Below are 22269 nucleotides of genomic sequence, written 5' to 3' on the forward strand. Positions count from 1 at the left end.
GAAGCCGCTGCCGCCGGATATCATCTTGCGCCCCGCCTCCGCCAGCTCCGGGGTTATCACGGAGCTGGGCTTGGCTATGTTCTCCTTCATGACCATCTCCGCCTTCGGGTGGCACACTATGTTGCCCTCCCGGTCAAGGAGGAACCCGTAACCCTTGCCGAACACCGTGTAGGAGGTGATCATCTTCGAGAGCACCGCCAGGTCCACGTCTATGCCCGCCACACCAAGACGCTTGCCGGAGGAGTCCTTCACCGGAGTCGCAACGGTTATGACCAGCCCTCCGGTGTTGGCGTCCACGTAAGGGGCGGTGAGCACCACCTTGTCCTCCTGCACCGCCTGGATGTACCAGGGGCGCTTCCTGGCGTCGTAATCGGGCTTCTCCACCCAGTCGCCGCCGGTCCCCACCTTGCCGGAGGACTCCAGCCCCACGTACATCTCAAGCACGTTGAGGTCCTTGGCGGAGGCCTTGAAATACCGGGCCATGATGGGCTCCAGGTCGTCGTCGGTGACCGCCTTGCCGGTCTCCAGGAGCTCCGCAGCGCCGCTTGCTATGCCGAGGGTGAGGGTCTTGAGCTCGCTGAAGTACTGGTCCACCTGGTTGGCGCTGTTGTTTATCATCTCAAGCCCCAGGGTGTTAACCTGGTTGTTCAGGATGGAGTGGCTTTGATAGGCCACCGCCAGCACCATGGCCCCCAAGAGGACCGTTACCCCCAACCCCAACACCAACAGCTTCTTGGCTATGGAAAGGTTTCGCATAGGATGCCCCCCTCCGCAAAATATGATGCCTGGCTTCTCATACTACATCCTGTCCGGTTCTGTTGGTAGTGGCATAATTTTTAATTACAGTTGTTACTTAATGCCCCTCGGGGACATCTTTGACTCTGACAAGTTCAAGGCGGGAAGGGCAAGCCCCCTCCCGCCTTGGATCTGCGCCAAAACCTAATCGCTATAGTCACCGCCGCCCTTGGATGAGGAGTTGGGGGCCTTCTCGGGCCCGTACTGGGATCTCACCCCAAGGATCTTCCGCTCCGGGGAGGCGTTGTGGTCCGGACGGCGCAGGGCCACCTCCATAACCTTCTCGGCGGTCCCCTCGGCGCCGAAGGCCTTTATGAACCGCTCGGCCCACCAAGCTATCTCGTCCACTATCCGCTCCTTCACGTGATCCGGCTCCTCCATTATGGCGTCGTGGAACGGCAGGTTCAGCTTCTTGTAGTCACCGCTCTTGCGGCTCATCCCCTTGGAGTCGCACCACTCCACCATCCGGTTCCAAAGCTCCAGGCTCACCCCCCTGGAGGGGTCCTTGACGTATGAACCGTCCCTTATGACCGCGTTGCCCGTGTCCTGGTCCATCTCAAGGCCGAACACCACGTTCTGGAAGAGAGTTGCCACGTTGCCCTTCCTTATGCCGTACTGGCGGAAGGCCTTGACCTTCTCAAGGGGAGTGCCCGATATGCCGTGCTGGGCTATGGCCACCCCGTAGGGGGCTATGGCGTCGGCTATCTCCTTGGTCCTGTTGAGGTCTATCCCCTCCACCACCCCGGCGGAGGCGTCGTAGGTGCCGTGCAGGCTTCCGTTGGATATGGCAAGGTAGTCCGGGAAAACGCCCCAGGCGTTGAGCCCTCCCACGAAGTAGAGGGCCTCCTCCACGGTGGACAGCTCCCCCGCCCCCTTTATCTCCCCCACCTCCACCTCAAGGCCAAGGCCCGAGGGTATCCAGTCCGCCAGGTCCCGGGTGGCCCTGAGGTTCTCGTAATCCGGAAGGTGCGACGCGTCCAGCGCCACGGAGGTAAAGCCCCGGGATATGATGTGCTGCAGGTGGAAGACACCCTTCAGCACGTCCTCCTCCCCCTTGATGCCGTAGTGGTCCACGTGGAGGGCGAAGACCACCCCGTGCCCCATCTCCCGGGAGAACTCCAGGGCGTACTCCGGTATGTTCTCGTAGTTGGCCCCGCAGTAGGTGGACTCCGACTTGGCAAGCTCCAGGTACACCGCGGCGCCGCACCTCTTGGCCCCCTTGAGAACCCCCTTTATCACCAGCGCGTTCCTGGCGTTGGCCGCGAGGGCTATGGCCCCCGCCTCCTTCATGGCCTCCGCTATGTCCCTGCCGCTCACCAAAGCCACGTCCTCCCCGCCGAAACGGGCCTGAACGTTCAACGGCCGGCGCTTCAACAGCTCCTTATAGGAACTTTTGTTAACATCCACCATGGGGAACACACTCTCCTTCCTGTTTAAACGGACCTGCGGCCCGATATGTGCAGCCTTTTGCCCTTTATCTTAATCCAAAGGCAACCCAAGCGCCAGCCTCACGCTCTCCGTGGGGTTGCCCTGGTCATCCCAGCCCATCAGGTTGTAGAACATCATAAGGGCCTTCCGGTACTCCTCGGGGTCTATGGGGCTGTCCTTGAACGGCCCGTGGGGCAGGGGTTGGTGCATCTTCCCGGGGAGCATGTCGTCCTCCATCGAAAGCCCAAGGCGGCGGTTTATTATCCTGGCGGCGCAGTGCCCCCGGTGGCCCATCTTGGATATCTCAAGGAGGGAGGTCTTCCAGCCAGTCATGGACTCCACCAGGTCCGGGATCCGCTCCAGCGGGAAGTAGCTCCGGGGGGCGAAGACGAAGTAACATCCCCCCAGGTGGTTTATGGCCCCCCATATCTTCCAAAGCTCCGCCATGGCCGCCACCTTGGAGGGGGCGAAACCGGTGAGGTCCATGCTGTCCAGTATCCCAAGGGGCTTCACCGCCTGACAGCCGAAGGACTCTGGGTTCGTAAAGAGGGTGTCGTAGGGTACCTGAAGGTGGTCAGCCCCAGCGGCGGCCACCCCGTAACCCAAGGCCACCCCCACCTTTCCCCTGGGGTCGTGCATGGCCATCTCCTGCCCCTTTATGGTAAGGCACAGCTTCTCGCTGCCCCGGCCTATGCGCCGGGCGGCCCTGTAGGTACCCTCCGCCAGAACGTCGCCGATGCCCACCCGGGAGGCTATGAGCTCCACCATGCGGAGCATCCCCTCCGCATCGCCGAAGCCCTTCAGGTTCGCCTCCTCCCATGTGACTATCCCCTCCTCCACGCACTCCATGAGCCACGCTATGGACATGCCGCAGGAAATGGTGTCAAGGCCGAAGCGGTTGCAGAGCTCGTGGGCCTTCAGCACCGCCTCCAGGTCGTCCACCCCGCAAAGGCAACCGAAGGACGCCAAGGTCTCGTACTCAGGCCCACCGTAGCGGGGGTCCGCGTTGAAGCGCCCGCCGCCCGCCACCCGCTTGCACCGGACCGCGCAGGCAAAACACCCCCCCCGGTCCAAAAGGTACCGGTCCGTGAGGGCCTCATGTCCTATCTCATGGGCCCCCTCGAAGATACCCTCACGGAAGTTCCTGGTGGGGAGCATGCCCATTGAGTTAAGACCCATCAGGGTGGCGGAAGTGCCGTACCGGTGAAGCCCCATGGCCCCGGGATGATCCCTCCAGCCCGAGAAGAGCCGCTGAAGCTCCGCCACCATCCCCCGGTCCTTGGGCTCCAGGGCCTTAGGGGGAGGGCACGCCACGGCCTTAACGTTCTTGGAGGCCATGACAGCCCCCATGCCCGCCCGGCCGTTCACGTGGTGTAGGTCGTTTACAAGGCACGAGAACCGGACCCCCCTCTCCGCCGCAGGCCCCGCCACCACGGCGGTGCAGCGGCCGTGCCGCTCGTAAAGGGCGTCCATCACCTCGCCGGTCTCAAGGCCCCGGAGGAACTCACCATCCAACACCGAAACCTCCCCGCCCTCCACCCAGAGGTAGCACATCCTGCCGTGCCGGCCCGTCATCACCACGGCGTCGACCCCCTGGGACCTCATGGCGGGGGCGAAAAACCCCCCCCCCCCGCCCTCCCCGTATCCGAAGGACAGGGGGCTTCTGGCGTAGGCGCCGTAGCGGCACATGCCGTGAAAGGGCATCCCCGTGAGAAGCCCCGCCGCAAGGATGAATACGTTGTCGAGCCCCAAGGGGTCCACGCAGGGGGATAGCCTTTCCATCAACACCGGAAGGGCCAGCCCCTTGCCCCCTCCCCACCGGCGGGTCTCCACCTCGTCCACCTTCTCCCGCCTGGTCTCGCCGGAGGTAAGATCCACCCAGTACCTGTTAAGCTCCATTCCCAGAACCTCCGTTCCTGTTCGAAGAATGCCTGAAACACTCCACCCCGTGGTCGTCCACCGCCCCAACGGCCTGCATGAGGGAATAACAAACCACCGGCCCAACGAAGGCGAACCCCAGGGACTTGAGCCGCCGGGAGAGGGCCTTGGACTCCTCGGTGCTGGCGGGAAGGGCCTCCCATATGCTGCGGCGGTTCACCCTGGTCACCCCCCCCACCGCGGACCAAACCTCATGGGATAGGGACAGCCCCCGGTCCCACATGGAAAGCAGCGCCCTGGCGTTGTTCAGCACCCCCAGGACCTTGCGGGGGCTTCTTATCATAAACGGCGCCTCAAGGGCCCTCATCATCCCATCTTCGTCCATTTCAGCCAACTTGACCGGGTCGAAGCCGGAGAGGGCCCCCATCAAGAAGGGCCTCCTCTTCAATATGAGCAGCCAGGAAAGCCCGCACTGGAACACCTCAAGGCAGAGGTGCTGGAAGATCTTGACCTCGTCCCTCTCGGGAGTTCCCCACTCCCGGTCATGGTATTCGATGTACAGCGGGTCCTTAAGGGCCCAGCAGCACCTTACCCTTTCATCCCCCATGGGACACCCGGGCCGCCTGGGTCCTCACCGCAGCCTCCGCCACCGCCCGGGCCACCGCGGGAACCACCCGGACGTCCAAGGGGTCCGGGATTATCCGGTCCGGCTCCAGGGAATCCTCCACCACCGCCGCTATGGCCATGGCGGCGGCCAGCTTCATCTCCTGATTTATCTGGCACGCCCTCACCGACAAGGCCCCCTTGAATATGCCGGGAAACCCAAGGCAGTTGTTAACCTGGTTCGGGAAGTCGCTCCTGCCGGTGGCCACCACGAAGGCCCCGGCGGACTTGGCCTCGTGGGGAAATATCTCCGGCGTGGGGTTAGCCATGGCGAACACCACCGGCCGCTCCCCCATGGACCGGACGGAATCCCCGCTGAGCAGCCCTCCCTTTGAGACCCCGATGAAAACGTCCGCCCCCTTGAGTGCATCCTCCAGGCTCCCCTTGACATGGGAGGGGTTCGTCCTTTGGGCAAGCTCCCGCTGGCGGTCCGAGAGCCTTGGGTCCAAAGGGTCCATGACGCCGTACCGGTCACAAAGGACCATGTCTTGAGCCCCAAGGTGCATCAGCATCTCCGCTATGGCGGACCCCGCGGCGCCTATGCCGTTCATCACCACCCGGCAGTCCCGAAGTGGGGTACCCCGGAGCTTAAGGGCGTTGATTAGCCCCGCCGCCACCACCACCGCGGTGCCGTGCTGGTCGTCGTGGAACACCGGGATGTCCAGCCTGTCCTGCAACTTCCGCTCTATCTCAAAGCACCGGGGGGCAGAGATGTCCTCCAGGTTTATACCCCCAAAGGATACCGACACCTTGGAGACCACCTCCACGAAGGCGTCGGGATCCCGCTCGTCAACGCAGAGGGGAAATGCGTCCAACCCGGCGAAGGACTTAAAGAGACAGCACTTGCCCTCCATGACCGGCAGCGCCGCCAAGGGACCTATGTCCCCAAGGCCCAACACCGCGCTGCCGTCGGTCACCACCGCCACGGTGTTTCCCTTGGAGGTCAGCTCATAAGCCTCTTCGGGGTCCTTCTCTATGATCCTGCAGGGCTCCGCCACCCCCGGGGTGTAGGCAAGGGAAAGGTCCTCCCGGGTCCTGAGGGGCACCCGGCTCTGAACGGATATCTTGCCCCGGTGGGCCCTGTGGAGCTCCACCGACCTCTCGTAAACGTCGCTCATTGGGAACATCACTCCTTCCGATGTAAAGCTACGCCAAGGATGATGAAAAATCAAATGTTTATCAACCCTACCACAGGGGTTATACTTACAGTTATAGCAGCGCGGGGAGGATGGTTACTTGCGAGCGGCGGACCCCTACAGCTTGATACTGGCGTTCCTGACGGTCCAGGCGGCTGTCCTGGGGGCACTTCTGGCGGACCTCAACAAGGACAGGGACGCCAGGGATTCCGGCTTCCTCCTGGGGAGGGTTCTCCAGATCCTCGGGTGGTCCATGATATTCTACAGGGACGTGCTCCCGGACTGGATGTCCGTGAGCGTGGGCAACTCCGTCATGTTCGCCGGCATATGCCTGGACGCCACCACGTTGGTTAAACTCTCAAGGCCCACACCCCGCTGGTTTCGCCGGGCGGCGGTGGCCATTCTGGCCTCCTTCGTGGGGACGGTGCTCCTGGAGCTCCCAGGGGCCTTGCGGCGGGACCAGGTGATGATGATAGGAACCTTAATCCACGGGAGCCTCATGGCGGTGAGCTCCTACATGTTCTTCTCCGCCCCTAAGACGTCCCCCCTTAGAATGGTGCTATCCGCCTCCTACGGCGCCGCGGCGGCGGTGCTCTGCTGGAGGGCATGGTGGCTTACGGGAATAAGCCTGTACCGCCTCACGGATCCATCGCTGCCCCAGGTGGCCTCCATACTGGCCGCCTTCGGCATATCCACCGTGAGCGCCATATCCTACGGACTCCTCAAGAAGGAATGGGCCATCCAGCAGATGCGGGTCCTGGCGGACCAGGACGGGCTCACGCACCTGTACAACCGCAGGGCCTTCATCCGCATCGGCGGCGAGATGTTCCAGCGGGCCCGTTCCAACGGGACGCCCCTTTGGGCCATGATGATAGACGTAGACAACTTCAAGGATATAAACGACACCTACGGCCACAGCGCCGGAGACGAGGTCATATCGGACTTGGCCTTCATAATACGAAAGGTGCTGGCGTGCCACACCACGTGCCGCTACGGCGGCGAGGAGTTCGCGGCCCTCATCCTCGACGCGGACCACCCCAGGGCCTTAGCCCTGGCGGATGCCCTGATAGAAGAGGTGCGGCGGAGCTCCGTCATGGGCATATCGTACACCGTGAGCATAGGCCTTGCTCAGATGAAGGACCACAAGAACGTCCACGGCCTCATCAACGACGCCGACGCCGCCATGTACCTGGCCAAACGGTTAGGACGCAACCGGGTTGAGGTTTACCGGCCGGGGAACCCCTTTGGGGCGGCACCCCTTATGCCGGAACAGGGAGGGCCAAAGGCGCCGGAAGAGGCCATGCACAGCTATTGACCCCTTAAGGCCCTCATCACCCGGGGCGGTGGCTAAAAAGCGGTTTTGCTGTTACCATTGCCCAAGGCCCGAAGGCCCAAAGGAAGGACGTGATATGATGGGGCTTAAGGTGGAGAAGAACGACCGGGTAAGGGTTCATTACGAGGGCACGCTGGATGACGGCACCGTCTTCGACTCCTCTGAGGGCAGGGAGCCCTTGGAGTTCGTGGTGGGGTCCGGCGCGGTCATAAGCGGCTTCGACTCCGCGGTCATTGGCATGGCGGAGGGGGAGAGCAAGGATGTCAACATCCCCTGCGGGGAGGCCTACGGTCCCTGGAGCGAGGAGCTGGTGTTCAACGTCCAGCGGGAGGCGTTCCCATTCGAGCCCGAGGAGGGCATGGTGGTTCGGCTTAGCCTCCCCTCGGGGGAGGACATGGCCGCCACGGTCTGCGCCGTGGACGAGCAGATGGTCACTCTGGACGCCAACCACCCGCTGGCGGGGAAGGACCTCAACTTCCGCATAACCCTGGTGGAGATAGACCGGCGGTAGCGAAAGACAAAGGCCTGGGAAGGGGGCGGATGCCGTGACGGGACCCTACGGGAGCTTCCTGGATCTCGCCAGGGAACGGTTCAGCTTGAGAAAGTTCTCCAGCCGCCCGGTGGAGGACGGGGTGCTCCTTCGTTGCGCCGAAGCGTCGCGGCTTGCTCCCTCGTCCTGCAACGGTCAGCCCTGGCGGCTATTCATGGCCAACCGCCGGGAGGTGGTGGAGCTGCTAGGGGAAGCCGCCTTCGGCGGCCCTTACGGCATGAACTCCTTCGCAAAGGCCGCCCCCGCCCTGGTGGTGGTGGCCTCGTCCCCCCTGCCCTGGACCGCCCGGATCGGGCAGTTCATAGGCGGCGTGCCCTTCGCCCCCTGCGACGCCGCGGTGGCGGCGGAGCACTTCGTGCTTCAGGCCCAAAGCGAGGGCTTGGGGAGCTGCTGGATAGGGTTCTTCAACTTCAAGGCCGTCGCCCGGTTTCTGAAGCTCGAGAGGGGGCTTAGACCCCTCTTCATGCTGGCCCTTGGATACCCCCCCGAGGGGTTCGCCCAACCCAAACGGGTCCGAAAACCCCTGGAGGAGCTGGCAAGGCTCCTATAGGCCACTGCAGGGGAAGACGTCCCACATAACCACAAGGGCCCGGGGAACAGCCCCGGGCCCTTGCGGCCTTCTGCGTCCCGCAACAGGCTTACGGGGCTTGGGCGCCAGGCTCAACCAAGCCTTAAGAAGACACCGCGGCCCAAGGCCCGTTACGTTAAGGCCCCGGCCCGGCGGGCCTCCCGGATGACGTGGTACATGGAGTCATCCCCCTTGACGAAGCCGTCTATCCCAAGGCTTCCCATGGCGCTCCCCGCCGCGGGATCGTCGGGCCCAAGGGACAACAGGGCGTCGGCGATGCTTTTAGCCCAGGACCCGTCAAGGTCCGCCCGCACCGCCACCGCGTCCTTTGGGATCTCATCGGTGGTGGCCAGCACCACAAGAGGGGAAAGGTCCTTTTTCCTGGCCGCCCCATCCCAGGCGTCGGTGTAGGTGGCCCCCGCGTCCACCTCTCCGGACAACACCGCGTCTATCACCCGGTCGTGGGTACCAAGGAACCGGACCTCCCCCAGGTCCCGCTTGGGATCCAGCCCGGACTTGGCCATCAGCACCCTAGGGTAAAGGTATCCGGAGCCGCTTGAGGCGTCCACAAAGGCGAACCGCCTGCCCTTGAGGTCCGAAAGGCCCCTTAGGCCTAGGTCCTTCCGGGCTATTATGAGCCCCCTATAAGAGGGGCGGCCCTTTACCTTCGGGATCCCAAGCACCCTCATTGGCACCTTCTCCGCCGCCACCACGTACGCAAGAGGCGAAAACCAGGCCACGTCAAAACGTCCTTCCCTCAGCCCCTCCCCAAGGGAGCCGTAGTCATGGGAGACGAAGACCCGGCACCGCCGGCCGAGCTTTTCAGCCAGCCTCTCCACGATGGGGCCGTATGAGGCCCTTATCTCCTCCGGGGACGTGAAGGGCGTAAAACCCACCCAAAGCTCATCCTCTGGCCTCACGGCCAGCACCCTCCTCTGAAGCTCCTCTACGCTGAGTCCCATGCGCCTTAGACTCTCCGTGAGCTTAGCGGCGGACTGGGCCTCCTTCGACAAGAGCCTGTCCATGCCCTGGGCCTCCGACGCCCCCGACGACGCGTCCTCCGCCACGGCGGAGGTGCTCAGGGCAAGACCCTCCGCCAGCTTGGACTGGGCAAGCACCATGCACGTCATCTCCCTAAGGCGCCTCCCAAGCTCCAAGGCCGCGGAGCCCGCCTGCTCCACCGACGACGACGTGGCCCTCATGACCGAGCTACCCTCCAAAAGGCCGTCCCTGGTGCGCTCCATGGCGGCGGAAACCTCCTTCAGCTTAACCCTAAGGTCCCCCATGGATTCGTCTATCCGCTTGGCTATGTCCTGGGTGGAGAGGGCCAGGTTGCCCACCTCCCGGGCCACCACGGAGAAACCCCGCCCCGCCTCCCCAGCCCGGGCGGCCTCTATGGCGGCGTTCAACGCCAGCATCTGGGTCTGTCTGGTGACCCGGCCTATCTGAGAAAGGAGGGCGCTCACCTGGTCCGCCGCCTCCACCAGGCCATCCAAAAGCTCCTCGTTGGCCCGGGCGGCCCGCTCCAGCTGGGACAGGAAACCATCCATCCTCGACATGTCCGACAGGGCCCCCTGGATGAGGTCCTTAGCCCTTGCCTCCGTCCGGGACGCCTCCTCGGAGAACTCCTCCAGCCGCTTAAGCTCCCCCGAAAGGCTTAAAACCTCCCCGGATACCTTCCTCATCCTCTCCCCCATGGCGGACATCCTGTCCCTTATGGACATAACCCCTCTCCTCAACTCCTCCGCCGCCTTGCCCTGCAACGCCGCGTCAAAGAAGGACTGCTGCAGCTTAAGCCCCATCTCCTCCACCGCGTCAAGCAACATGGACACCACGGACCTGTCCTCCGAAGACATGGCAAAGAAAACCTCCTCATATATGGGGGCCCGGATCTATCCCTCTCTTAAGGTTCTCTTGGGAAGGTCCCGTTATTAACGCTTCCAAAGGATTCTAAACAATATAAAGGATACCTTCAATCGCCATGGCATCGAAGGGGCTTTACTTGTCTTAGGAAGGGGTGTAATATCTACCAAAACGATAGAGATGGTGGTGTTTGGATGGCCATAAACCAGAAGTGCCAGTACGCCCTAAGAGCCCTCTACGAGCTGTCCGTCCACTACTCCTCCGGGCCGCTTAAGACAGCCCAGATAGCCCAGTCCCAGGGGATACCCAAGAAGTTCCTGGAGGGCATCCTGGGGCTTCTAAAGTCCCTGGGGTACGTCAAGTCCCACCGGGGCAAGGACGGGGGATACTCCCTGGCCAAGCCGCCGGGGGAGATCTCCGTTGGGGAGGTCATCCGGGGAGTTCAAGGCCCCTTCTCCCCCGTGGAATGCCTCGTGGGGGAGAACCGGTGCCAGTTGAACGGCCGATGCAGCTTCCGCCCCCTTTGGGAGAGGGCCAAGGCGGCCCTGGAGGAGGTCTACGACCGCACCACCTTTCAGGATCTATTAGACCAAAACATACCCCCCGCGTCGGGGGAGCAGCTAAAATCGAAGGGAGGACCCTCGCATGAACCCCAGTAGAACAGTGTACCTGGACCACTCCGCCACCACTCCGGTGGATCCTAAGGTGGCGGAAGCCATGATGCAGTACTTCACCGATCAGTACGGGAACCCAAACAGCCTCCACCGGTGGGGCAAGCACACCAGATCCGCCATGGACGCCGCAAGACAGCAGGTGGCGTCCCTCATAGGGGCGGACCCCAAGGAGATCGTATTCACCGGCGGCGGGAGCGAAGCGGACAACCTGGCCATAAAGGGAGCCGCCTGGACCCTCAAGGACAAGGGACGGCACATCATAACCAGCGCCATCGAGCACCACGCGGTGCTGGACGCCTTCAAGTGGCTGGGGAAGAACGGCTTCGACGTCACGATCCTTCCGGTGGACCGGGAGGGCTTCGTGAACCCTGAGGACCTCAAGTCCGCCATCAGGGACGACACCACCCTGGTGTCCATCATGATGGCCAACAACGAGATAGGCACCGTGGAGCCCATAGAGGAGCTGGGGGCCATATGCAAGGACCGGGGCGTCCTCTTCCACACCGACGCGGTGCAGGCGGCGGGTCACGTGCCCCTGGACGTGAAGTCCCTGCCGGTGGACATGCTCACCATGGCGGCCCACAAGATGTACGGCCCCAAGGGCATAGGGGCCCTCTACGTCCGAAAGGGCTTAAGGCTAACCCCCCTGATCCACGGCGGCGGCCAGGAGTTCGGCTTGAGGTCCGGCACCGAGAACGTGCCCCTCGTGGTGGGCTTTGGGGTGGCGGCTGAGATGGCCTCCCAGCGACTAGCCGAAGGGGAGCACCTAAGGGAGGCGGCCCTGAGGGACCGCCTGATCCGCGGGGTGCTGGACAACGTGCCCGACTCTTTCCTCACCGGAAGCCCCGAAAGGCGCCTTCCCTTCCACGCCAGCTTCTGCATACCCCGCATAGAGGGGGAGGCCATGGTGCTCCGGCTGGACTTCGCCGGCATAGGGGCCTCCAGCGGTTCCGCCTGCACCTCCGGAAGCCTGGACCCAAGCCACGTGCTGCTGGCCATAGGGCTCTCCCACGAGACCGCCCACGGGTCCTTGAGGCTCACCCTGGGCAAGGACACCACCGAGGACGACGTGGACTACGTTATAAGAACCCTACCCCCCATAGTTAAGACCCTGCGGGAGATGTCCCCCTACAAGGCCTAGCGTAGGGGATGAAAATAAAGAGGAGATGATACCATGGCTTACTCCGAAAAGGTGATACAGTACTTCATGAACCCGGTGAACGTGGGAGAGATGGAAAACCCAGACGGCGTCGGGGAGGTTGGGAACCCCAAGTGCGGAGACGTGATGAAGATATACCTCCGCATAAGGGATGATAAAATAGAGGACATAAAGTTCCAGACCTTCGGCTGCGCCGCCGCCATAGCCACCAGCTCCATGGTCACCGAGATGGTGAAGGGCAAGACCATCCAGGAGGCCCTTCAGGTGACCAACAAGGACGTGGCGGACGCCCTTGGAGGCCTTCCGCCGGAGAAGGTGCACTGCTCCCTGCTGGCGGAGCAGGGCATAAAGGCCGCCATAGAGGACCATTTGCGGCGCAAGCGGGGAGAGGCCCCCGCCCAGAACGGGGGGGTGTGCTTCTCCGACCACGACCACCACGAGGGGAGCGATAGCCGTGCCGCCGATTGAGGGCAAGGTCACAGCGGTATGCACGTCCAGGGAGAAGGGCACCGTGAAGGATCGAGTTGGGGAGGCGCTGCTCAAGGCCGATTTCGGCCTTGAGGGGGACGCCCACGCAGGCTCTTGGCACCGGCAGGTGAGCCTGCTGGCCCAGGAGGACATAGACATGATGGCCCAGAAGCTCTCCACCGTGAGGAACGGCAGCTTCGGGGAGAACATCGGCATAAGCGGCATAGACCTTCCATCCCTCCCGGTTGGGACCAAGCTGGAGGTGGGAGAGGCCCTTCTTGAGGTCACCCAGATAGGCAAGGAGTGCCACACCCGCTGCCAGATCTACCACGCCACCGGGGACTGCATCATGCCAAGACGGGGCATCTTCTGCCGGGTGCTCCGCTCCGGGCTGGTGCGGGAAGGGGATGCGGTAAGGGTTTTAGAAGCCTAAGATCCACCCCCCGGGGCTCCCTGCGCGGACCCTGGGGGGCGGTTTTTAAATTTAAAACCCACAGGGGGGTGAGGGGTTGGAGGATAAGAAACGGGTCATTCAGGAATACGTCCCCGGCAAGCAGGTAACGCTGGCCCACATGATATGCAACCCAAGGCCGGAGCTGTGCTCCCTTGTGGGGGTCGAAAAGGTGGGGGCCATAGGGATAATGACCATAACCCCCGGCGAGGGAGCCATCATCGCCGCGGACATAGCATCCAAGTCCGGGGACGTGAGGATGGACTTCATCGACCGCTTCACCGGCTGCGTGCTCTTCACCGGAGACGTGGCGGCGGTGGAGAGCTCCCTTGAAAACGCGGTGCGCACCCTGTGGTCGGTGCTGGGCTTTACGCCGGCCCCCATCACCAGGACCTAATGAACCCCCACCATAGGATAATGGTCATAGGCCCCTCTGGAGCGGGGAAGACCACCCTGCTCAAGTGCCTTGGCCTGTGCGAAACGTCCTGCAAAACCGAGGCGGTGTGCTTCTCCTCCAAGGCGGTGGACACCCCAGGCGAGTTCTTCGAGATACCGCGCTTCTACCACGCCCTCATAACGTCATCCACAAAGGCGGCCCTCATCTTGCTGGTGGCGGATCCCACAAGACACGTACGATTCCCCTCCATGTTCACCAGGGCCCTCAGAGCCCCATCCATCGGGGTGGTGACCAAGGCGGACCTGGCCTCCGAGGAGCTGTTGCTTAAGGCGGAAGGGGAGCTCAAAAGCGCCGGGGTATCCAAGGTTTTCAGGGTGTCTTCGGTCACAGGGCACGGTATGGAAGACCTCAAGGGCCACATAATGGCCCATGGCATCTTCGATCAACAACCCCCTGAGGTGCCAACGGTGGAATGACGCAAAGGGCGGGCCCTACAGCCCGCCCCTCAAAGGTGAAAAACTAAGGCCCCGCAGGATCACATAAGGGCCGCCACCAGATCCCTGTGGGGGGAGGCTATCACCGACGAGCTCACCACGCCGCCCTCGTCGCCCAACCGCTTCTCACAGGCCCTGACCGAGGCCTCAACGCTTCCAAGGTCCCCGGTGAACACCACGAACCCCTTGCCCCCAAGGCCCCGGGCTATCCGAACCTCCAACAGGTTTATCGAAGCCGCCTTAGCCGCCACGTCAGCGGCGGTTATGGCCGCCACCGCGGATATGGTCTCCACCAGCCCCAGGGCCTCCACCCCCCCAAAATCGGCGGTGCCGGTCAAGGCCGGTATGACCGATGGGTGCACGTTGGGAAGCACGTGGGAGTCCACGGTGAAAATCCCTCCCACCAGAACCGCCTTGTTCACCGCGGTCCTCACCGCGTCCACCTCGCCGGATATTATGCTCACGTACTTGCCTGGACATATGGGGGAGGAGAACAGAAGACGGACCTCCGAAGCCTTGAGCATGGCGTCCGCCGCCTCCACCCCCTTGGGCACCGTCTTGTACTCCATAAGACCTATGGCTAAGCTCAAAAACAGCACCCCCTTACGATACCTGTATCACCATGCGATCCCCCAGCACCTCCGACACCACGCCGGGCAAGGGGGCGTGAACCCCGGCGGATACCTCTCCATCGGGGCTGGCCACCAGCTGCCCCTGACGCACCGTATCGCCGGGGGAAACCACCGGAACCGCCGGAGCCCCTATGTGCTGCTTAAACTTCAACACCAACCGCCCCCATGGGAACTCCACGGACTCCCCCAACTCCGTATGTACCGCCCCGTACTTTCCAAGCCCCAGGCGTCCTAAAAGCTTGCCCGCCGGGAATCCCCGGTACTTACGGAAAGGATTGACATCCTTAGGAGCGCTCCTGTGAGGATTCCTTATCCCCAGGCTGGACATCCTGAGCTTCAGCTCCCGGTTAAGCTTCCAGGGCTGAAGACCCATGACGCAGGCCACCTCGCACATGCCGCACTCGCAGCACAGGAAGGCCTCCGTGGACGCCGCATCCCTCTCACAGGTGTCGTTGTACGCCGCAAGACGCATCAGCTTGTCGGGCCTCAGCTTGTGCCCCAAAAGGTATCGGGGGCAAAGGTCCGTGCACAGCATGCAGTGACAGCACGCGGTCTTGGCTAGCCTCATCATCTCCGGCAGCTTCCTCATCTTGGAGACCACCAGGGGATGATCCCTGGGAAGCACTATTATCCCCTTGGTAGTCTTAACCACCGGCTCCGAGGGATCCTCCACCACCTTGCCCATCATGGGCCCCCCGTCTATGGCCACCCAGTCCTTCACCAAAGCCCCTCCGCACACCTCCACCGCCTGGGCAAAGGAGATCCCCACCGGAACTCTTATGGTGGCGGGCTCCGCCACCTCGCCGCAAACGGTCAGGTACTTGTGGGTGACGGGAAACCCTTCCAGAGCCCTTGACACGTTGTACATAGTCTCCACGTTCATAACCACTGCCCCTACCTCCAGAGGTATGCCCCCCTCGGGGACTATCTTCCCTATGGCCTCGTAAACTAAAACCTGCTCATCCCCCGCGGGGTACACGTTGGGCAGGACGTGAAGCCTAAGGCCGGGATACCTGCCCACGGCCGAACCAATCAAATCCAAAGCCCTCTTGTACTTGCCCTTGAACGCAAGAACTCCCTCCCTGGCCCCCAAGGCAGAGACCAGAAGGTACATGGTTTTAAGGAGCTCCTCTCCCCGGGCCGCAGCCAAAAGCTGATCCACCTCAAGCAGGGGCTCGCACTCCGCCCCGTTCAGTATCAGGTGTTCAAAGGCCCCTTTGAGCTTTACGTGGGTGGGGAATCCAGCCCCCCCAGCTCCCACCACCCCCGCATCCCTTATCCTGACAAGAAGATCCTCCATAGGAACCCCTCCCAGCTCAATCCTCAAGAGCCGAACACCAGCGTCTTTATCACCACCGGAAGCACCCGGCCCTTCGCAAGGGGACGGCCTATGTCTATGTAATCCCCATTGCCCACCTTGACCCCGTCAAGGCTTATAACCTTCACTCCCTCGGGCAGCCTGCTGGAAAGGGCGTACCCCAAAGCCTTCCCCATGTCCCGTTCCAACACCACCACAAGAACATCGGTTCCCATAAGGTAACCCCGAAGGCCCTCTATTATGCTCTCCGCCATCCGCTGAACCTGCTCAAACGTGGGGTTCTCAATCCCCCTAAAGGCAAAGGCAACGGTCTGATGGGCCCCTTGGGAATCGATAAACCAAAGGACCTTGTCCCTCAAAGCCTGGGATAGACACCCCTCCTCCTCCGCCCGGGTAAGCTTCAGTATGGGCATGTTCCTTAAGGGGAAAACCGCCTGATCGCTGAAACCTATGGTGCTGCCGCTGAGCTCCACCGAGTGGCTGCCCGCCCCTATGACGGTGGCCCTTATGGTCTCCTTAGGTCTTACACCGCCGCCCAGCGAGAAAAGCCGGGTGCCCCTCACCGCCCTTCCAAGCAGCACCCCAAGGTCCCCGTAGGCGAAGGGCTCCAGGTGGTCGCCGCCGTATACGCAGTCCCCCACCCCGCCGGATATCAAGACTCCATCCAACTTGACGCCCGGATCCCTCAAGTCGTGGGAGGTAAGCATCTCCATGAGCAAAGAGGTCCTTGGAACCAGCCCAAACAGCTCGTCCAAAAGCCCCGCCATCCTGGCGCATATGGCGTTGGCCGTCTCAAGGTCCAGAAAATCCCCCTCTTCCAGCAAAACCCCCATGGACCTTAAAAGGGGCCTTATGGAGGAAGACACGTGCTCCACCCTGCCGCCGCTCGAAACCCTTATCAACCGGCCTCCCACGTTAAGGCACGAGGTGTCCCACACCTCCCCACAGCTGAAAACCGCCGCGTTGGAGGTGCCGCCGCCCATGTCCACGTTGGCCACCACCGACCCCTGGGAGCGGGATAGGGCCTCCGCCCCGGACCCCTTGCCGGCCAAGATACCCTCCAGATCCGACCCGGCGGTGGCCACCACGAAATCCCCCGCCAGCCCCTCCATGCTCTCCAAAACCGCCTGGGCGTTCTCCTTACGGGCGGTCTCGCCGGTTATTATCACCGCCCCGGCGTGCACATCTTCCCTCGACATGCCCGCAAGTCGATACTCCATCTCCACGATCCGTCGGACCGCCTCCGCGTCTATGGCAACCGGCGAGAGGAGGGGGGTAAAATATATGCCGCTCCTGTACGTCACCCTCTTCTCCACCACCGCAACCCGGGGCACGGCGCCAAACCCGCCGCCCTCATCTATTATCAGCTCGCTGAAGACCAGCTGGGTGGTCGTGGTGCCTATATCGATGCCTACGCTGGCAAGACGGTCCGACAAGTCCACCAACCTCCGTGATTCCCGCGCCTCTAATACTCCTTGTCGTAACCGGCGGGAAGGTTCATGTACATTGCCACGTAAAAGGCGCTGCTCAACCGGTTAAGGGCCCTCACTATGTCCTGCCTCAAAAGTCCCTGGTCCTCCCTGTAAAAGGCCGCAAAGGCCGCCAACTCCGCCTCCCGGGTCCTAGCCCTAAGCTGGTTCAAACCGCAGCATATCCGCCCCATCGAGTAGTGGGGCCTTATGTGCCCCCTGCCAAAGGCCTTCCTTGGGTTGTGGGACATGCTCCGAAGGGCGTCCCAGTCATGCCCAAGCAGCGGCGTCTCCTCCACCGGCGAACCGGTCACCTCGGCCCTCAAGATGGACCTTATGACGGTGAGGAAATCCTCCAAGCCCTCCGCCAGACCCTGATTGCCCTCCTCAAAGGCCAAGGCCTGCAGGGCTATGACCTCCGCCTGAAGTAAGTCCAGCTTCCCCCTGAAGGCTATCACCGGATGCCCCTTGTTAACCAACCGGTTGCCGTGGAGGTGGGTCATGTGCTCCGGCTTATGGGCCAAAACACCCCCATCGGGGCCCACGAAACGGGCAGATGCAGCTTCCGAAGACCCCGCCGCGGGGGATGGCGCCGACGCTACCCCGCCCCCCAGCTCCCCGGCGGAATCCCCGATCACCAGCTCTATCTTACGGTCCGACAGGTACTGCCTCGCCGATGGGGTCACTATGGTCCCCCGATCCACCACGTACCGGCGGACGTCCTTCCCCCCTATCTGGGCCCGAAGATCCTGCTCGGTCACAAGCTTCAAGGAGATCCCCCCAATCGCCTCACTGGGAGGCCCAGTCCGCAGGGTAGGTCACGTAAAGGAACCTCACGAAATCAGGGGTGCTGAAGTGTATGGTGCTGTTGGCGGGGATGTATATCACATCCCCCTTGTTGCCCACCACCCTACGGCCATCCACCACTATCTCCAAGGTACCCTCTATGACGTAGTCTATCTCATCGTATCTCAAGGTCCACTTGAAGGCGCTCCTCTCCATCTCCATAACGCCGCAACCGAGCCTCGGGCTCTCCTCAAGGGTGAGAACGTCCTTGAGGAACACCCGGTCCGAATCCTTTCCGGTGTCAAACCTCTCGGGCTTCACCGTCCCCAGCCTTACGGAGAGCACGCCGCTTGGGTCCACCCGCTTCTCAAAGGATGCCTTCTCCTCCCCTGATCCACCCTCCGACAAAAGGTCCTTAATGACTTCCCGTATCATGGATTTGAGCTCTTCCCTGTCCAAACGGCACACCCCCTCATCGGCTCCGTCGTAAGAAGCCAACGGCCTGCGCAAAGAACTCCTATAACGCCATCCCCTCCGGTCCCCACCTATAAGACCCGGGAGAGGATCGGAAAACATCCATACCCTCTTACTTCGCCTCTCCATTGGCAGGGGTGAACTTGCAGGCCAGGATAACGGCAGTTATGCCGCCCACCAGCTTGCCCACTATCATGGCCAATATGAGCCCCCGCTCAACCCCGGCGGTGAACCCCAGGTGATCGCCGAACACAAAGGCGGCGCTGACCGAGAAGGCCACGTTTATTATCTTGCCCCTCTCGTCCATGTCCTTCATCAGGGTGAACATGGGGATGTTGTTCGCCAAGGTGGCTACCATCCCGGCGGCGGAGACGTCGTTCATGCCAAGCCTCTTGCCAAAGGCCATGAGGGGCTCTTTAAACACCTTGGTTATGACCGCCACCATCGGGAAGGCCCCCGCAAGCACTATGGCTATGGCCCCGATCACCCCGATGGCCTCCGAAAGGGGCGCCAAAGCAAATGGGGACCCCTCGGGGAAAAACCGGAAGGGGGAGAGGGCCTCTATTATCCCCATCGCAAGCCCTATGGTTATAACCGACACAACCCCCTTGCCAAACACGATAAACCCCTTGATCATAGCCTCCGGTATCATCTTCAAACCCGCCGCTATGAGCACCGAGAAGAGGACCACCGGGATCAGGTTCATCAACATGACGTTGAAGGGGAACTCCTTGTTCAGCATCAAAAGCCCGCCCGCAAAACAACCAAGGGGTATGGTGACCATGCCTATCAGTATGCCCTTGGCCAGGGCGGCGTGATCCTTCTTCTCTATGATCCCAAGGGCCACCGGTATGGAGAAGACGATGGTGGGCCCCATCATGGCTCCAAGAATGATCCCAGCGAAGCGTCCCACCTGGGGGTTCTGGGCCATCTTCATGGCCAAAGGATACCCCCCCATGTCGCAGGCCAAAAGGGTGGTGGCAAACATGGCGGGATCCGCGCCCATCATCCTGTAAAGGGGAACTATTATGGGCTTGAGCAACTCCGCCAACATGGGGGCTATGGTGATAACACCTCCCATGGCCAACATCAGAGATCCCATGGCCATGAACCCTTCCTCGAACTTCTCACCCAACCCCATCTTGTTGCCCAAGAACGCCTTGTCCACGGCTCCCAAGACCATGAAACCCGTCATCACGTAGAGGATGATATCGTTGATACCCATGAGCGTTCACCTCCATATCCCCACAGTTAACCCCAAGGTGGCATCACCCCAAGAGCGACTCATCCACCTCCACCGAGTCTATGATCCCCACTATCACCGCATCCACCGGCACGTGCTCCCGGTCGAAAACCATCCTCGCGGAACTGCCCTGGGACACCAACACGTGATCCCCTATGCCGGCCCCGGCGGCGTCCACCGCCACAAAACCTCCCCCAGGACCGGACTTCACCGGCTGTACCACGAAGAACTTAAGGCCGTTCAGGCTCTCGTCCTTCTTGGTGGCCCAAACGTTGCCCACCCCCTTGGCTATTATCAACCGCCGCACCCCCTCACCACATCAATCCCCTTGACCCTCAGGAGATCCATGCACAGGGGGGTTATTATGGCCTTGGCATCCACCAGTATCTCCCTGCAACCCTCCGGGCACCGATCCTTTATCTCCCTCTCCGATATAAGCCGCATCCCCCGAAGATCCAGGGCCCCCTTCTCATCCCTCTCTGCCTCAACGATAGCATCGCCCGGGGCCGAGGCCACATGTAAGGGAACCCCCGCAATCTCCGACGGGGACGAAACCAGCCGGACCCCGAAGGAACAAAGCCGCTCAAGGCAGCTCCGGTAATGCTTACCAAGGGGTTCTTGGGGTGGTAGAAGATCCATCCACCCAAGGGCTTCCTTCAGAAGAAACACCTCCGCCCCCCGGGAAAGGCCCCCCACGAGGGCCTTTGACACGGCATCGCACCACATGCCCAAGGAACACGCCACCAGCTGGCATTGATCCAGCCTCGGGACCAACAGGCGGTCAAAGCCCTCCGCCCCCAGGGCCTCCCCCATAAACACCAGATCGCCCCCCCAGGAGGACGGTAGGCTGCCGGGCTCCCCCAGCACAAGGAACCCGCCTCCTCCGGAGCATCCCCCCTCAAGCCGCCTCATTACCTCCTTAACCACCGCGTCTATCAACCTAGCTTGATCCAAAAGGATCACCCCCAAAGCTCAACGCCCTTCAATCGGGCATCCCATGGCTATGCCAAGGGGAGTTACGAGAAAAGGACGGCGCGGCACGAAGGCCCGCAGCCCAACCTCCGAGCTTATCACCCGCTCCATCCCCGGGAACGAGCACGTGCCCCCCACCAGAAACAGGTCCTCGGCCCCAGCTCCTTGGATAAAGCGCTTTATTATGGTGCCCATCTTCTGGAACACCGGCTTGACCACGCTGATAAGCTCCGGCTGAACCCTTGGATCCCGCTTCAACGCCTCCGCCTCCTCAAAGGCTATCCCCCGGTTGCCGGCGATGACCAGGGACACGTGGGTACCACCGGTGGGCTCATCGGTCACGGACACCAGCTCGCCTCCCTTGAAGAGGGCTATGCCGGTGGTGCCGCCGCCTATGTCCACCACCGCCCCGTCCTCCACCCCAAGGACCAGGTTGGCGGCGGTGGGCTCGTCAAGGATCTCCATCACCTCGAATCCAGCCCCCTCCGCCACGTATCGGTGGGCATCGCAGTCCCTTGGGGAAGTGCCGGGGGGAACCGCCACCGCGGCGTCGCAAAGCTCCGTTCCGATGCGCTCCTCCAGCAGGGCCTTAAGCCCCCGGACTATCCGGGAAGCCCCGGCGAAGTCAACCACCAAGCCGTCCCGGACCACCGAGGCCTCCTCCATATCCCACGACACCGGCCGCCCCTGTGAATCAACCACCACCAGCACTATGGAGGCGGTCCCAAGGTCCACCCCAACCCGGAGGGGAGGGACGAAGCTACTAAGGGGCTCCTCCCTAGTCCTAAAAGCCTCTTCCAAGAGGACGTCCACCCGGCGGATAAGCGGCGGAACCTCCAAGCAACGGCCAGGATCGGTCATGGCACTATGTTCCCCCTTACACCCTTTCTATACCCACAGGCGTTGGCCTCGTCGTAGTCTATGTGCATGGCAAGGCTGTACTTGGGGGAGACCCGGACCAGCACTTCCTCAAAGATCACGGGACGCCCCCCATTAACCCTCACCTTTACACGATCTCCATCCCTTACCCCCAAAAGAATGGCGTCATCGGGGGTCATGTGGACGTGCCTGTGGGCCACTATGACCCCCTCGTCCAACCGGACCTCCCCGTTGGGGCCCCTTATGACCAACGAGGCGCTGCCGCGGAGGTCCCCCGAGTCCCTGACCGGAGGGGATATGCCAAGGTTCAAGGCGTCGGTCATGGACACCTCCACCTGGGTCCTATCCCTCTCCGGCCCAAGGACCGCCACGTTCCGCATGTCCCCCTTTGGCCCCACAAGGGTCACCCTCTGGGAGCACAAGAACTGGCCCGGCTGGGAAAGGGGACGCTCGGGGGAAAGGGAAGCCCCCTTGCCGAAGAGGGCCTCCACGTGGGGGGCGCTGAGGTGGACGTGCCTGCCCGAGGCCTCCACCTCAAAGGATATCCGCCCCCTCAAGGCCCACAACACCCGCTCCGCCAGGGCATCCAGGTCAAGCCCATCCGGCAGCGGACCCGCCCCCTCCCTCGGGCTCACCATG

General features: G+C 62.3%; 24 protein-coding genes and 1 pseudogene. 9 read left to right on the forward strand and 16 right to left on the reverse strand.

The features are described from left to right. From N2315_04080 to N2315_04100, 5 genes are all read right to left on the reverse strand, one after another. Positions 1-756 (reverse strand): cache domain-containing protein (locus tag N2315_04080; GenBank protein ID MCX7828372.1); only part of this gene is annotated, 756 nt, incomplete at its 3' end. A gap of 183 nt (positions 757-939) precedes the next feature. Beyond that, positions 940-2205 (reverse strand): class II fructose-bisphosphate aldolase, encoded by a 1266-nt coding sequence (locus N2315_04085; protein ID MCX7828373.1) that lies wholly within the window; start codon positions 2203-2205, stop codon positions 940-942. 69 nt (positions 2206-2274) lie between these two features. Beyond that, positions 2275-4122, reverse strand: coding sequence for a hypothetical protein (locus tag N2315_04090; protein ID MCX7828374.1), 1848 nt, complete (start codon positions 4120-4122; stop codon positions 2275-2277). Further along, positions 4112-4708 (reverse strand): DNA-3-methyladenine glycosylase I, encoded by a 597-nt coding sequence (locus tag N2315_04095; GenBank protein ID MCX7828375.1) that lies wholly within the window; start codon positions 4706-4708, stop codon positions 4112-4114. Before N2315_04095 ends, N2315_04090 begins: the two co-directional genes overlap by 11 nt. Beyond that, positions 4698-5882 (reverse strand): NADP-dependent malic enzyme, encoded by a 1185-nt coding sequence (locus tag N2315_04100; GenBank protein ID MCX7828376.1) that lies wholly within the window; start codon positions 5880-5882, stop codon positions 4698-4700. Before N2315_04100 ends, N2315_04095 begins: the two co-directional genes overlap by 11 nt. 118 nt (positions 5883-6000) lie before the next feature. Between N2315_04100 and N2315_04105 the strand changes: the two genes are divergently transcribed. From N2315_04105 to N2315_04115, 3 genes and pseudogenes are all read left to right on the forward strand, one after another. Then, positions 6001-7215, forward strand: coding sequence for a GGDEF domain-containing protein (locus tag N2315_04105; GenBank protein ID MCX7828377.1), 1215 nt, complete (start codon positions 6001-6003; stop codon positions 7213-7215). 115 nt (positions 7216-7330) lie between these two features. Then, positions 7331-7744 (forward strand): annotated as a pseudogene (locus N2315_04110) (peptidylprolyl isomerase). 34 nt (positions 7745-7778) lie between these two features. Beyond that, entirely contained in the window at positions 7779-8333 is a 555-nt protein-coding gene (locus tag N2315_04115) for a nitroreductase family protein (protein MCX7828378.1), read from the forward strand. Positions 8334-8482: 149 nt separating this feature from the next. Here N2315_04115 and phnD read toward each other — a convergent pair whose 3' ends face one another. Then, positions 8483-10207 (reverse strand): phosphate/phosphite/phosphonate ABC transporter substrate-binding protein, encoded by a 1725-nt coding sequence (phnD, locus tag N2315_04120; GenBank protein MCX7828379.1) that lies wholly within the window; start codon positions 10205-10207, stop codon positions 8483-8485. Between the two features lie 201 nt (positions 10208-10408). Here phnD and N2315_04125 point away from each other — a divergent pair, with 201 nt between their 5' ends. From N2315_04125 to N2315_04150, 6 genes are all read left to right on the forward strand, one after another. Next, positions 10409-10873 (forward strand): Rrf2 family transcriptional regulator, encoded by a 465-nt coding sequence (locus tag N2315_04125; protein MCX7828380.1) that lies wholly within the window; start codon positions 10409-10411, stop codon positions 10871-10873. Further along, a complete protein-coding gene (gene nifS / locus N2315_04130; GenBank protein ID MCX7828381.1) occupies positions 10860-12029 on the forward strand; it encodes a cysteine desulfurase NifS in 1170 nt (389 codons plus the stop codon). The genes N2315_04125 and nifS overlap by 14 nt, the downstream gene beginning before the upstream one ends. A gap of 33 nt (positions 12030-12062) precedes the next feature. After that, a complete protein-coding gene (gene nifU / locus N2315_04135) occupies positions 12063-12515 on the forward strand; it encodes a Fe-S cluster assembly scaffold protein NifU (protein ID MCX7828382.1) in 453 nt (150 codons plus the stop codon). After that, on the forward strand, positions 12502-12948 hold the full coding sequence (locus N2315_04140) for an MOSC domain-containing protein (protein ID MCX7828383.1): 447 nt from the start codon (positions 12502-12504) through the stop codon (positions 12946-12948). The genes nifU and N2315_04140 overlap by 14 nt, the downstream gene beginning before the upstream one ends. Positions 12949-13024: 76 nt before the next feature. After that, positions 13025-13363 carry a BMC domain-containing protein gene (locus N2315_04145; protein ID MCX7828384.1) on the forward strand — a complete coding sequence of 113 codons (339 nt, stop codon included), beginning with the start codon at positions 13025-13027 and terminating at the stop codon, positions 13361-13363. Then, positions 13318-13839, forward strand: a complete 522-nt coding sequence (locus N2315_04150; GenBank protein ID MCX7828385.1) for a EutP/PduV family microcompartment system protein — start codon at positions 13318-13320, stop codon at positions 13837-13839. Before N2315_04145 ends, N2315_04150 begins: the two co-directional genes overlap by 46 nt. Positions 13840-13898: 59 nt before the next feature. Here the strand turns inward: N2315_04150 and N2315_04155 are convergent, their stop codons facing one another. The 10 genes from N2315_04155 to N2315_04200 all read right to left on the reverse strand — a co-directional run bounded on the left by N2315_04155 (position 13899) and on the right by N2315_04200 (position 22268). Continuing rightward, complete coding sequence (locus tag N2315_04155) at positions 13899-14447, reverse strand: BMC domain-containing protein (GenBank protein ID MCX7828386.1); 549 nt, start codon at positions 14445-14447, stop codon at positions 13899-13901. 13 nt (positions 14448-14460) lie between these two features. Further along, positions 14461-15789, reverse strand: coding sequence for an SLBB domain-containing protein (locus N2315_04160; GenBank protein ID MCX7828387.1), 1329 nt, complete (start codon positions 15787-15789; stop codon positions 14461-14463). 23 nt (positions 15790-15812) lie between these two features. Then, the gene (gene eutA / locus N2315_04165) at positions 15813-17243 is read right to left on the reverse strand and encodes an ethanolamine ammonia-lyase reactivating factor EutA (protein MCX7828388.1); all 1431 of its coding nucleotides are present in this window, start codon (positions 17241-17243) and stop codon (positions 15813-15815) included. A gap of 29 nt (positions 17244-17272) precedes the next feature. Continuing rightward, positions 17273-18037, reverse strand: coding sequence for a hypothetical protein (locus tag N2315_04170; protein ID MCX7828389.1), 765 nt, complete (start codon positions 18035-18037; stop codon positions 17273-17275). A gap of 28 nt (positions 18038-18065) precedes the next feature. Beyond that, positions 18066-18560: a cupin domain-containing protein gene (locus N2315_04175; GenBank protein MCX7828390.1), complete on the reverse strand. Its 495-nt coding sequence runs from the start codon at positions 18558-18560 to the stop codon at positions 18066-18068. 88 nt (positions 18561-18648) lie between these two features. Beyond that, entirely contained in the window at positions 18649-19761 is a 1113-nt protein-coding gene (locus N2315_04180; GenBank protein ID MCX7828391.1) for an ethanolamine utilization protein EutH, read from the reverse strand. Positions 19762-19804: 43 nt separating this feature from the next. Then, complete coding sequence (locus N2315_04185) at positions 19805-20077, reverse strand: EutN/CcmL family microcompartment protein (GenBank protein ID MCX7828392.1); 273 nt, start codon at positions 20075-20077, stop codon at positions 19805-19807. Then, positions 20074-20733, reverse strand: a complete 660-nt coding sequence (locus N2315_04190) for a hypothetical protein (protein ID MCX7828393.1) — start codon at positions 20731-20733, stop codon at positions 20074-20076. Before N2315_04190 ends, N2315_04185 begins: the two co-directional genes overlap by 4 nt. Positions 20734-20751: 18 nt before the next feature. Next, positions 20752-21612, reverse strand: a complete 861-nt coding sequence (eutJ, locus tag N2315_04195) for an ethanolamine utilization protein EutJ (protein MCX7828394.1) — start codon at positions 21610-21612, stop codon at positions 20752-20754. Then, positions 21609-22268: a phosphate propanoyltransferase gene (locus N2315_04200; protein MCX7828395.1), complete on the reverse strand. Its 660-nt coding sequence runs from the start codon at positions 22266-22268 to the stop codon at positions 21609-21611. Before N2315_04200 ends, eutJ begins: the two co-directional genes overlap by 4 nt. Position 22269: the final 1 nt, after the last annotated feature.

The organism is Thermanaerothrix sp. (genome assembly GCA_026417795.1).
Lineage (GTDB): Bacteria > Synergistota > Synergistia > Synergistales > Synergistaceae > Thermanaerovibrio.

Bases quoted from the DNA above. Each gene is read 5' to 3' on its own strand.
- N2315_04085 (MCX7828373.1), bottom strand. From the start codon at position 2,205: ATGGTGGATGTTAACAAAAGTTCCTATAAGGAGCTGTTGAAGCGCCGG.
- N2315_04090 (MCX7828374.1), bottom strand. From the start codon at position 4,122: ATGGAGCTTAACAGGTACTGGGTGGATCTTACCTCCGGCGAGACCAGG.
- N2315_04095 (MCX7828375.1), bottom strand. From the start codon at position 4,708: ATGGGGGATGAAAGGGTAAGGTGCTGCTGGGCCCTTAAGGACCCGCTG.
- N2315_04100 (MCX7828376.1), bottom strand. From the start codon at position 5,882: ATGAGCGACGTTTACGAGAGGTCGGTGGAGCTCCACAGGGCCCACCGG.
- phnD (MCX7828379.1), bottom strand. From the start codon at position 10,207: ATGTCTTCGGAGGACAGGTCCGTGGTGTCCATGTTGCTTGACGCGGTG.
- N2315_04125 (MCX7828380.1), top strand. From the start codon at position 10,409: ATGGCCATAAACCAGAAGTGCCAGTACGCCCTAAGAGCCCTCTACGAG.
- nifS (MCX7828381.1), top strand. From the start codon at position 10,860: ATGAACCCCAGTAGAACAGTGTACCTGGACCACTCCGCCACCACTCCG.
- nifU (MCX7828382.1), top strand. From the start codon at position 12,063: ATGGCTTACTCCGAAAAGGTGATACAGTACTTCATGAACCCGGTGAAC.
- N2315_04160 (MCX7828387.1), bottom strand. From the start codon at position 15,789: ATGGAGGATCTTCTTGTCAGGATAAGGGATGCGGGGGTGGTGGGAGCT.
- N2315_04180 (MCX7828391.1), bottom strand. From the start codon at position 19,761: ATGGGTATCAACGATATCATCCTCTACGTGATGACGGGTTTCATGGTC.
- eutJ (MCX7828394.1), bottom strand. From the start codon at position 21,612: ATGACCGATCCTGGCCGTTGCTTGGAGGTTCCGCCGCTTATCCGCCGG.
- N2315_04200 (MCX7828395.1), bottom strand. From the start codon at position 22,268: ATGGTGAGCCCGAGGGAGGGGGCGGGTCCGCTGCCGGATGGGCTTGAC.